Origin of the sequence: Shewanella sp. 10N.286.51.B8 (assembly GCF_041469325.1) — a bacterium.
Lineage (GTDB): Bacteria > Pseudomonadota > Gammaproteobacteria > Enterobacterales > Shewanellaceae > Shewanella.
The window spans coordinates 28,455-39,500 of sequence record NZ_JBFRKG010000036.1; the positions used below are offsets into that span (position 1 = coordinate 28,455).

The window sequence follows — 11,046 nt, forward strand, 5'->3', positions numbered from 1 at the left end:
TTGTTCTCATATTTGAGCTATACCTTACCCGTTATTGATAAAAGAGATAAGCCCTTTATGCTGAAAAGTATTTCAGCTGCTGATAAATGCTCCATATTAAAAAGATTCTGTGACATGAAGAATAAAAATAACATCCTCACAAGCCTTGTTACAAGAATCATAAACCCCAATCACAAGCAGGCAAAACATTTAAACTCGTTAGAGATAAACTGGACATGTATACCTATACAGATAAGAATAAGCTCAGAATAATTATCTAAAACACAACTCAATAAGAATTAATTAATATGAATGCCGTCGTAATTGCTGTCACCTTAATGCTCGCATTAAGTCTTATGCGTGTGAATGTTGTCATCGCGCTCACCATTAGTGCCCTCGCGGCTGGCCTATTTGGTGGATTAGATATACATCAAACCATCACCGCTTTTAATAATGGTCTCGGTGGCGGAGCGCAAATTGCGTTAAGTTATGCACTTTTAGGTGCCTTTGCTGCTGCGCTATCACACTCAGGTTTAACCACGCTCATTTCCCACAACATCATTAAAAAAGTGGGAAAAGAACCAAACAGCACCAATACCTTAGTGGTTCGTTGGTTGATCTTAGCGTCAATATTAATCATGGCCATTAGCTCGCAAAATATTTTACCTATTCATATCGCCTTTATTCCCATTTTAATTCCGCCACTATTACATGTATTAAGTAAGCTCAACATTGATCGCCGCTTAGTGGCTTGTATCATCACTTTTGGCTTAGTAACCACCTACATGATTTTACCCATTGGTTTTGGTGGTATTTTCTTAAATGACATCTTGTTAGCTAATTTAAACAATAACGGCCTTGGCGCTGTTAAAGAGCAAATTCCAATGGCAATGATGCTACCCGCTCTTGGAATGATCACTGGCTTATTAATAGCGGTATTTATCACTTACCGTAAACCACGCCAGTATGAAATTAAAGATGTCGAGTCCACAGAAAAAACAGTGAGTATCAACAAGAAAACTATCGTGATTTCTTTATTCGCCATTTTTGCAACCTTAGTGGTGCAGCTACAAACTGATTCAATGATTTTTGGCGCCTTGACGGGCTTTCTCATTTTCCGCTTCTCAGGCATTATCAAAGCGGATGTGAGGCAAGATATGTTTAACCAAGGCGTGCTAATGATGGCCAATATCGGCTTCATCATGATTGCAGCTGCAGGTTTTGCTGCTGTGGTAAAATCAACAGGTGAAGTCAGCACCCTAGTGACTTCATTAGGCGACATCATTGGCGATAATAAAGCGCTTGCCGCACTATTGATGCTTGTTGTCGGCTTATTAATTACCATGGGGATTGGCTCTTCTTTCTCTACCATCCCAATTATTGCTACGATTTATGTTCCATTAGCAATGACATTTGGCTTTTCAGTGGCGGCTACAATCGCCTTGGTGGGCACAGCCGCTGCATTAGGTGATGCGGGCTCTCCTGCATCGGACTCAACCTTAGGCCCAACAGCAGGCTTGAATGCTGATGGCCAGCACGATCATATTCGTGACAGTGTTATCCCAACCTTTATTCATTACAACATTCCGTTAATCGCATTTGGTTGGGTTGCTGCGATGGTTTTGTAGTTAATAAAATAAGCAATAAAAAGGGAGCCAATTGGCTCCCTTTTTATTGCTTAACAATGTTAGTAACAGAGGTTAGTTACTTAGTACCAAATATCTTATCACCAGCATCACCTAAACCAGGTAAAATATAACCTTGCTCATTTAGGCAGTCATCAATAGCGGCAGTGTATAATTCAATATCAGGATGGGCAGCTTCTAGTGCTTTAATACCTTCAGGGGCCGCCACAAGCACTAATGCTTTAATAGACACACAGCCACGGCTTTTTAGTAAATCGATAGTCGCAATCATTGAGCCACCAGTAGCAAGCATTGGATCAACCACAATGGCAACACGCTCATCAACATTACTGACTAACTTGTCAAAATATGGCACTGGCTCAAGTGTTTCTTCATCACGGTAAATACCCACAACTGAAATTTTAGCGCTAGGCATATGCTCTAAGACACCATCCATCATGCCAAGACCAGCACGCAGAATAGGTACCACTGTCACCTTTTTACCTTTTATTTGCTCAATTTCAACAGGGCCGTTCCAGCCAGGGATGGTTACTTTTTCAGTTTCAAAATCAGAAGTGGCTTCATAAGTTAATAAACTACCGACTTCAGTAGCAAGCTCACGAAATCTTTTAGTACTAATATCAGCTTCACGCATTAAACCCACTTTATGGCGGATTAGCGGGTGTTTAACTTCAACGACTTTCATTTTTGCACTCCTATTGATGAGATATTTTTCGCAAATTCTTCAAATCTTAGTTTATTTATCCTCATTAGAAAACATAAAGTTTCATATTTGCAAACAATCTCACGCTAAAACAATAAAACTATTACAGAAAACTGTTTTCATGGGCGCATAAATCCAAATGATGGCTTTCGACGACGATCACAAGCTGTTAGAATATCGCCGCATAAAATCCCATAAAACGATGTACCCTAGAGGATCCTCCGTGACTACTCCTACACCACTTAGTTACAAAGACGCTGGCGTTGATATCGATGCTGGTAATGCATTAGTAGATAACATTAAAACTGCAGTAAAACGCACTCATCGTCCTGAAGTTATGGGCAATTTAGGTGGTTTTGGCGCGCTATGCGAGCTACCAACTAAATATAAACACCCTGTATTAGTTTCTGGTACTGACGGTGTTGGTACAAAACTGCGTTTAGCCATTGATTACAAAAAGCATGACACTGTCGGTGTTGATTTAGTTGCTATGTGTGTTAATGACCTAATCGTATCTGGTGCAGAGCCTTTATTCTTCCTTGATTACTACGCAACAGGCAAGCTTGATGTCGAAACAGCAACTTCAGTTGTTAATGGCATTGCAGAAGGCTGTTTTCAGTCTGGTTGTGCCTTAATTGGCGGCGAAACCGCTGAGATGCCAGGCATGTACGAAGGTGAAGATTACGACTTAGCAGGCTTTTGTGTAGGTGTTGCTGAAAAAGAAAACCTTATCGATGGTACTAAAGTAAAATCTGGCGATGCGTTAATTGCACTAGGTTCTACTGGTCCTCATTCAAATGGTTATTCTTTAATTCGTAAAGTACTTGAAGTAAGCAAAGCGGATCCTAAGCAAGATTTAGCCGGTAAGCCGCTAATCGATCATCTGTTAGAACCAACAAGAATTTATGTTAAGCCGCTTTTAAAGCTGCTTGAACAAACAGAAGTGCATGCCATGGCTCATATCACTGGCGGTGGCTTCTGGGAAAATATTCCTCGTGTACTGCCAAACGATTGCAAAGCAGTTGTCAAAGGTGATTCTTGGCAGTGGCCTGTGGTTTTCGATTGGTTAATGGAAAACGGCAACATTGAACAATTTGAAATGTACCGCACCTTTAACTGCGGTGTAGGCATGATAATCGCCTTACCAGCAGAGCAAGTTGATGCCGCATTAACCTTGCTACAAGCTGAAGGTGAAAACGCTTGGTTAATCGGTGAAATTGCTACTCGCCAAGGTGACGAAGAGCAAGTGGAGATTAACTAGATGACTGATTGCTGTCGTGTTCTAGTACTCATCTCTGGTAATGGTAGTAATTTACAAGCCATTATTGATGGTTGCGATGACAATGTCAGTGCTGAGGTAGTCGGCGTAATTAGTAACAAGCCTGATGCCTATGGATTAATCCGTGCGCATCAGAGTGAAATTGATACTAGCTGCGTTATTGCACGCAAAGATGAAACTCGAGTCCAATATGATCAACGCCTGAAGCAAGCCATCGAGAAATATCAACCTGACTTAATTGTACTTGCTGGCTTTATGCGGATTTTATCTGATGAATTTGTTAGCCAATATCTGGGAAAGATGATCAACATCCATCCTTCTTTATTGCCTAAATACACTGGATTAAATACCCATCAAAGAGCCATAGATGCCAAAGATGCTGAACATGGCGCCAGTGTGCACTTTGTTATTCCGCAGCTTGACGCTGGGCCTGTGATTTTGCAGGCTAAAGTACCGGTTTATGAAGAAGATGATGTTGATACGCTTGCAGCACGTGTACATGAACAAGAGCATGCTATTTACCCACTGGTCGTTAAGTGGTTCAGCTTACAGCGTTTAAAAATGGTGGATAACATCGCCTATTTAGATGATAAAGCGATTGGCGTGCATGGTTACGCACCAGACTAAATCACGTTAACTTGCTATCAGCTTCAAATAAAAAATCTCGCATTCGCGAGATTTTTTTGTTTGAACACAGCTTATGCCCCCTTCAAGTTCAAACTAGCGAACAGGTAACGTCATGCCTGCAAACATTTCATCAATCAATTGCTGATCACGTAACGCAACCGCTTTTTCTACCACATCACGGGTGAGATGCGGGGCGAAGTTATACATAAAGTCATACATGTAACTTCTTAAAAAGCTGCCACGTCTAAAGCCTATTTTAGTGGTGCTGTGGGCAAATAAATGACTTGCGTCAATGGCAACCAAGTCTTTATCAATAATTGGGTCAATGGCCATAGAAGCAATAACACCCACACCTAGGCCTAATCTGACATAGGTTTTTAGCACGTCAGCGCTCGTGGCACTAAATACCACTCTGGGCTCAAGTTCGGCTTTATTAAATGATTTTTCTATTTCTGAGGCTTTATCAAAGCCAAACACATAAGTCACTAACGGAAATTCAGCTAAATCTTCAATGGTTAATGTTTTACGATTGGCCAACGGATGATCTTTGGTCACCACCACAGAACGGTTCCAATGGTAACAAGGCAACATAATTAAGTCTGAATACAGATGCATAGCTTCAGTTGCAATGGCAAAGTCGGCATCACCGCGAGCAGCTTGTTCACTAATTTGCGATGGCGTACCTTGGTGCATATGTAAGTTAACTTTCGGATAGCGCTTAATAAAAGGCTTAATCACTTGCGGTAAAGCGTAACGGGCCTGAGTATCTGTCGTTGCGATATTCAGCTCGCCTTGGTTAGGCTGGGTATATTCTTCTGATACTTTTTTAATGCTTTCAACTTTACCCAAAATGTCATTAGAAATATCAATGACCATTTGGCCTGCTGGGGTCACATGTGTAAGATGTTTACCACTGCGACCAAAGATTTGGATCCCTAACTCATCTTCTAGCATCCGTACTTGTTTGCTGATCCCCGGCTGAGAAGTATAAAGGTCTTCAGCGGTAGCCGAGACATTTAAATTATGTTTTACCACTTCGGCAATATATCTTAGTTGCTGTAATTTCATGTTACGACCTTCACCCTTGCCAATCACATATTATTTTAACCTTATAGCTAAATGTTATAGAACATCTAAAATATTAATGCAAACAGTAATAACAACATTGAGAGTTTTGCATGTTATTGCTCTGTAATGCTAATCTTGACCACTGTGTCACTATTTCCACAATTTTTCGTCACAATGTAAGACTTTTTTACGACACACACTTTTTCATAAGCTAGAATACCAGCTTAGATATTTATAAAAGTGGCAGTTAAGCCACTGTCCAATTTTATTATTGAATGGAAACCACATGACCTTTACTTTGGTACTGATCCTTATAGGTGCACTTTTTCTCCTCATCATTGGTATCAGTCTGATACAACAACAAAAAGAGCGTGCTGAAGCCGAACGCCGAATGGAATTAAAACGTCAGCGAGCCATCATAGATGAAACTGAGTCAGTACTTTCCAGCACCGGCTTAGCTTCTTTTCCTAGCAGTATTATTTTGGTGTTATATAAACGCATCAATGAAGCCCTACAGGTGTCGGTTTCCTATTTAGTAAATCAGCCTCAGCAGGCGGATTACCAACGCAGACAAATTGATATTCAAGCGCAAATAACCAATTTAAATAACAATGCAATGCAAGCCTTAGCCATAGAAAACTTTCGTTTACCTGACAATGACAAGCAAATTCTAGAATTAGTACAAATGCTTAAAAAATTAAAAGCCATTGTTCGGGCAGAAAATAATAAAGGTAAAATAGAGCCGCAGGTGTTTGCTGAAGCAGAAAGTCGTATCGACAGTTACCAGTTACGCATCAATGTTGAATCCATGCTTTCAAGAGCAAGAGCGTCTAATTCGCTAAAACAATTTGGCTCTTCTAAGCAAATGGTGTCGAAGGCGCTAGCCACACTGCAAGCGATTAAAGCGAAAACCCCGGATGACCCATTTATTTCCCGCAAAGTTGACGAAGCAAAGGAGTTACTCAGTGAGATTAACTCACAGCAAAAACAAGTGATCCCAGATGCAGTAAAACCGAATAAAAATGAAGGTGATGATATTGATATGTTGTTTCAACCTAAAAAGAAGTGGTAACGGGTTAACTTATTTAATTTACAGATTTTAAAGCCTCTTCGGAGGTTTTTTTATTGAGTGAAATATAATCGCCCCCCAATAATCAAAACAGCAATGCTAATTATCCTATAGCTATTTATTTAGATGATTAAAAAACATGAAAATTGAGCAATAAAAATGGGACCCTATGGTCCCATTTTTTCAATCGCTAATTTGTTAGAGAAAGAAGATTAATCTTCCTTTTTCTTTACTGTTTTTTTCGCTGCTGGCTTTTTGGCCGCCGCTTTCTTAGCTGGCTTTTTCTTAGTTGATTCGCTCACCCATTTGCCACCAATGAATTTTGATGACCAACCAGTGGCTTTTCCGTCAACTTCAGTAGCAACATATTGCTCTTTGGTTTTACGACTAAATTTAACTGCGGCTTTATTACCATCATCATCGGTAACTGGCGCATCGGCAAGGTACTGATATTTTGGCCAAAGTTGCTCACGATAATGAACCAGTTCTTCAACCAAAGGCGCTCGTGTTTCACGAGATTTAGGGAACGTACTTGCTGCAAGGAAAATACCTGCCGCGCCGTCACGCAATACAAAATGTGCATCAGACTTAGTACATTTCAAATCAGGTAAGAAGATAGGATCTTCTTTAGGTGGCGCCGCTTCGCCGCTTTTTAGTAACTTGCGGGTATTTTTACATTCGGTGTTGGTACAACCAAAGTATTTACCAAAGCGGCCATTTTTAAGTTCCATATCATTGCCGCACTTATCGCATTCAATGATTGGTCCTTCATAACCTTTAATCTTAAATTGACCAGCTTCGATTTCGTAACCTTCACAGGTTGGGTTATTACCACAAACATGTAATTTACGTTCTTCATCGATGAGATAACTGTCCATTGCGGTGCCACATTTACCACAACGATGTTTAGCACGCAGTGCATCAGTTTCAGCATCTTCATTGTCGCTGACAGCTTCTTCACCTGGTGTTAAGTTCATGGTGGTTTTACAGCGCTCTTTTGGCGGTAAAGCATAACCAGAACAGCCTAAGAACACACCGGTGGTGCCGGTACGAATACCCATTGGGCGACCACAGGTTGGACACTTAATGTCTTCAGCCAGCACCATCTCATTAAGACGCATGCCGCCTTCTTCCGGATCTAACTCTGCATGTTTAAGTTGCTTAGTTAAATCGCCATAGAAACCATCAAGGACTTTTTTCCACTCAAGTTTACCTTGAGCGACATCATCAAGGGTTTGCTCCATGCTAGCTGTAAAGTCAAAGTTCATAATGTCACTGAAGCTTTCAACTAAACGGTCACTAACAATTTCACCCATCTTTTCAGCGAAGAATCGACGGTTTTCTACTTTTACATAACCGCGGTCTTGAATAGTTGAAATAATCGTTGCATAGGTTGATGGACGACCGATACCGCGCTTTTCAAGCTCTTTAACTAATGACGCTTCACTAAAACGTGCAGGCGGCTTAGAAAAATGTTGTTTAGGTAACAATTCATTTAGATCTAACACATCGCCTTTATTAACCACTGGCAAAGTCTTGTCTTCTTCGTTCTTCTTACCCATTGGCGGTTGCACTTTAGTCCAACCGTCAAAGCGCAGTGTACGACCACTAGCTTTAAGTTCGTAATCACCTGCAGTCACAGTCAAACGAGTCGCATCATATTTAGCTGGATTCATTTGACATGCAACGAATTGGCGCCAAATAAGCTCATAAAGGCGCTGAGCGTCTCTTTCCATGTCAGTCATTGTAGCTGATAGGATTTTAACGTTAGACGGTCTGATAGCCTCATGCGCCTCTTGAGCGCCCTCTTTACTACCATATCGAATTGGGTTTTCTGGTAAATAGTCGTTGCCGTACTCAGAAGCGATCATTTCCCGTACACCATCTACCGCTTCTTGACTTAAATTAGTCGAGTCGGTACGCATATAGGTAATATGCCCTGCTTCATAAAGACGCTGCGCCATCATCATGGTCTTTTTAACACCAAAACCAAGACGAGTACTCGCTGCTTGTTGTAATGTTGAGGTGATATAAGGCGCTGATGGTTTACTTGATGTCGCTTTATCATCACGACCGGTAACCACAAACTTTGAATCTTTTAACGCATCTAACGCTACTTGAGCTTGAGCTTCATTAATTGGACTAAAGGCCGCCGACTGATATTTTGCCACTTGCATTTTTAGCTTTTGAGCTTGCGAAGTTGCTAAATCAGCATGCACATCCCAAAATTCTTCAGGGACAAATGCCTTAATCTCACCTTCACGCTCAACTACCAGTCTAACGGCTACCGATTGAACACGGCCTGCAGATAAACCGCGAGCTACTTTTTTCCAAAGTAATGGCGACACCATGAAACCCACAACTCGGTCTAAAAAGCGACGCGCTTGTTGTGCGTTAACCATGTTGGTATCAAGTACAGATGGTTTGCTAAATGCATCTTGAATGGCTGTTTTGGTAATTTCGTTGAACACAACGCGCTGATAACGAGATTCGTCACCACCAATAATTTCCTGCAAATGCCATGCAATTGCCTCACCCTCTCTATCCAAATCGGTTGCGAGATAGATGTGGTCAGCAGTTTCAGCTAATGCTTGCAGCTCTTTAACGACTTTTTCTTTACCTGGTAGGATTTGATACTTAGCCGCCCAGCCTTTTTCTGGGTTAATCCCCATACGGGCAACTAAAGCACGTTTATCCCGCGCGAGTTTGTATTTAGCTTTTTCTTCAGGCGCCATTTTTCTAACTTCAGCCGGCGTTTTAGTCGCTACCGTGCTGTCTGGCGATGATGATGTAGGCAAATCACGGATGTGACCTACACTCGATTTAACGATGAATTCTTTACCAAGGTACTTATTAATAGTCTTGGCTTTGGCCGGCGATTCGACAATAACTAGTGATTTACCCATAGTTTAATTTGCGCCAAAAAGTCTCTAACAGATATAAATTGGTTCCATATATAGAGTGTTGAGACGAATGTTTCAAGTAAATACCTCTAATATGTGTCCAGCGAGCCATTTTTTAATCAATTATAAAAAAGGAGAAAAAATAATATTGCGTTAATAAAAAGTAATATTTCATTATTTAGGGTCTAGCAAGTAAAACTTGTGCATGTTTAGTCACTTTTTCAATATTTGCGACCCGAGTCACCGCTTGTTAACCCTTATATCATCAGTATACTGACGGTAATTTCACAAAATTAAATCGTAAAAAACCTATTTAAATAACAATAAGAATGACTATTAAGGAAAATAAATGAAGCACTTTGAAGCGAACTTCGATGGTCTAGTCGGGCCAACGCACAACTATGCAGGGCTCTCTTTTGGAAACGTTGCTTCATACAGTAACGCAGCTCAAGCATCCAACCCCAAGGCTGCTGCCAAGCAAGGACTTCAAAAAGCAAAGTCACTCGCCGATCTTGGCATGATTCAAGGTGTATTAGCCCCTCAAGAGCGTCCAGACCTTTATTCACTGCGCCGTATGGGTTTTGCTGGCTCTGACGCTGAAGTGTTAACACAAGCCGCCAAGCAAGCTCCTGCATTACTCAATGCCTGCTGTAGTGCTTCATCTATGTGGACCGCTAATGCTGCAACTGTGTCACCCAGTGCTGACAGTCGAGATGGCAAGGTTCATTTTACGCCAGCAAATTTGGTAGATAAGTTACACCGTAGTATAGAACCGATAACTACGGCGAATATTTTAAAGGCCACATTTAAAGACGAACGTTTTTTTAAACATCATCAACATTTACCAGAACATGCAAGCTTTGGCGATGAAGGCGCAGCTAATCACACCCGTTTGTGTGGTGATTATGGTCATGCTGGGGTTGAGTTATTTGTCTACGGTCAAGAAGCGACTAACCCAAATGCAGTTAAACCGACTAAATATCCAGCAAGGCAAACATTAGAGGCATCGCAAGCGGTAGCGCGGTTACATCAAATCGATGACGAAAGCTGCGTTTTCATACAGCAAAACCCTGATGTGATTGACCAGGGGGTTTTCCATAATGATGTTATTTCTGTCGGTAACCAAAATGTGTTGTTCTATCATGAACAAGCATTTTTAAATACCGCAGAAAAGTTTGATGAAATACGCCGTAAAATGAACACTGATGTTCACTTTATTAAAGTCGCGACATCACAAGTATCAATTAATGACGCCGTTAAAAGCTATTTATTTAACACGCAAATTATCACATTACCTAACGGTGAAATGGCGATAATCGCCCCAACAAATTGCCAAGAAAACCCGGCAGTCCATGCTTATTTAAATGAGCTTGTGACTTTAGGAACGCCGATAAAACACGTTAAATATTTTGATGTAAAACAAAGTATGCAAAATGGCGGCGGCCCTGCTTGTTTGCGTTTACGTGTTGCCATGAGTGAATTAGAAATCTCCGCAGTCAATCAAAACACCTTGATGAATGACGCTTTATTTAGCCGCTTAAATCTATGGGTAGACAAGCATTACCGTGACAGCTTAGTTGTGGCTGATTTAGCCGATCCGCAGTTAATTATAGAATCGCGCACTGCATTGGATGAGTTAACTCAGATATTAAAGCTTGGCAGTGTTTATCAATTTCAGAAATAAATCATAAACTTAAAATAACCAAAAGCGCCTAACTAGGCGCTTTTTTATTGAAGTGACATCCACTTTCAAAGATAAAAAAACCGCTCTA

The 11,046-nt window shown here is 40.9% G+C and carries 8 protein-coding genes; 5 read left to right on the top strand and 3 right to left on the bottom strand.

Annotation, left to right across the window (positions count from 1 at the left end; translation table 11 throughout):
- The first annotated feature begins 287 nt into the window (after positions 1-287).
- Positions 288-1,607, top strand: coding sequence for a Na+/H+ antiporter family protein (locus AB4160_RS14540; RefSeq protein ID WP_372005232.1), 1,320 nt, complete (start codon positions 288-290; stop codon positions 1,605-1,607).
- Between the two features lie 76 nt (positions 1,608-1,683).
- Here AB4160_RS14540 and upp read toward each other — a convergent pair whose 3' ends face one another.
- Positions 1,684-2,310 (bottom strand): uracil phosphoribosyltransferase, encoded by a 627-nt coding sequence (upp, locus tag AB4160_RS14545; protein WP_076536836.1) that lies wholly within the window; start codon positions 2,308-2,310, stop codon positions 1,684-1,686.
- Between the two features lie 241 nt (positions 2,311-2,551).
- On the opposite strand from upp, the gene purM reads away from it, so the two are divergent.
- Together purM and purN are read left to right on the top strand one after the other, a co-directional pair.
- The gene (gene purM / locus AB4160_RS14550) at positions 2,552-3,589 is read left to right on the top strand and encodes a phosphoribosylformylglycinamidine cyclo-ligase (protein ID WP_102440497.1); all 1,038 of its coding nucleotides are present in this window, start codon (positions 2,552-2,554) and stop codon (positions 3,587-3,589) included.
- A complete protein-coding gene (purN, locus tag AB4160_RS14555) occupies positions 3,590-4,234 on the top strand; it encodes a phosphoribosylglycinamide formyltransferase (RefSeq protein ID WP_102440496.1) in 645 nt (214 codons plus the stop codon).
- Positions 4,235-4,327: 93 nt separating this feature from the next.
- On the opposite strand, the gene cysB is transcribed toward purN, so the two are convergent.
- The gene (gene cysB, locus AB4160_RS14560; protein ID WP_102440502.1) at positions 4,328-5,302 is read right to left on the bottom strand and encodes an HTH-type transcriptional regulator CysB; all 975 of its coding nucleotides are present in this window, start codon (positions 5,300-5,302) and stop codon (positions 4,328-4,330) included.
- Between the two features lie 286 nt (positions 5,303-5,588).
- On the opposite strand from cysB, the gene AB4160_RS14565 reads away from it, so the two are divergent.
- Positions 5,589-6,374, top strand: a complete 786-nt coding sequence (locus AB4160_RS14565) for a hypothetical protein (protein WP_102476128.1) — start codon at positions 5,589-5,591, stop codon at positions 6,372-6,374.
- Positions 6,375-6,583: 209 nt separating this feature from the next.
- Here the strand turns inward: AB4160_RS14565 and topA are convergent, their stop codons facing one another.
- Positions 6,584-9,277: a type I DNA topoisomerase gene (topA, locus tag AB4160_RS14570; RefSeq protein WP_372005234.1), complete on the bottom strand. Its 2,694-nt coding sequence runs from the start codon at positions 9,275-9,277 to the stop codon at positions 6,584-6,586.
- Positions 9,278-9,623: 346 nt separating this feature from the next.
- Here topA and astB point away from each other — a divergent pair, with 346 nt between their 5' ends.
- Positions 9,624-10,958, top strand: coding sequence for an N-succinylarginine dihydrolase (gene astB, locus AB4160_RS14575; RefSeq protein WP_372005236.1), 1,335 nt, complete (start codon positions 9,624-9,626; stop codon positions 10,956-10,958).
- The last annotated feature ends 88 nt before the right edge of the window (positions 10,959-11,046 follow it).

Coding starts and splice junctions, on each gene's coding strand:
- AB4160_RS14540 (WP_372005232.1), top strand. CDS start 288: ATGAATGCCGTCGTAATTGCTGTCACCTTAATGCTCGCATTAAGTCTT.
- upp (WP_076536836.1), bottom strand. CDS start 2,310: ATGAAAGTCGTTGAAGTTAAACACCCGCTAATCCGCCATAAAGTGGGT.
- purN (WP_102440496.1), top strand. CDS start 3,590: ATGACTGATTGCTGTCGTGTTCTAGTACTCATCTCTGGTAATGGTAGT.
- cysB (WP_102440502.1), bottom strand. CDS start 5,302: ATGAAATTACAGCAACTAAGATATATTGCCGAAGTGGTAAAACATAAT.
- AB4160_RS14565 (WP_102476128.1), top strand. CDS start 5,589: ATGACCTTTACTTTGGTACTGATCCTTATAGGTGCACTTTTTCTCCTC.
- topA (WP_372005234.1), bottom strand. CDS start 9,277: ATGGGTAAATCACTAGTTATTGTCGAATCGCCGGCCAAAGCCAAGACT.
- astB (WP_372005236.1), top strand. CDS start 9,624: ATGAAGCACTTTGAAGCGAACTTCGATGGTCTAGTCGGGCCAACGCAC.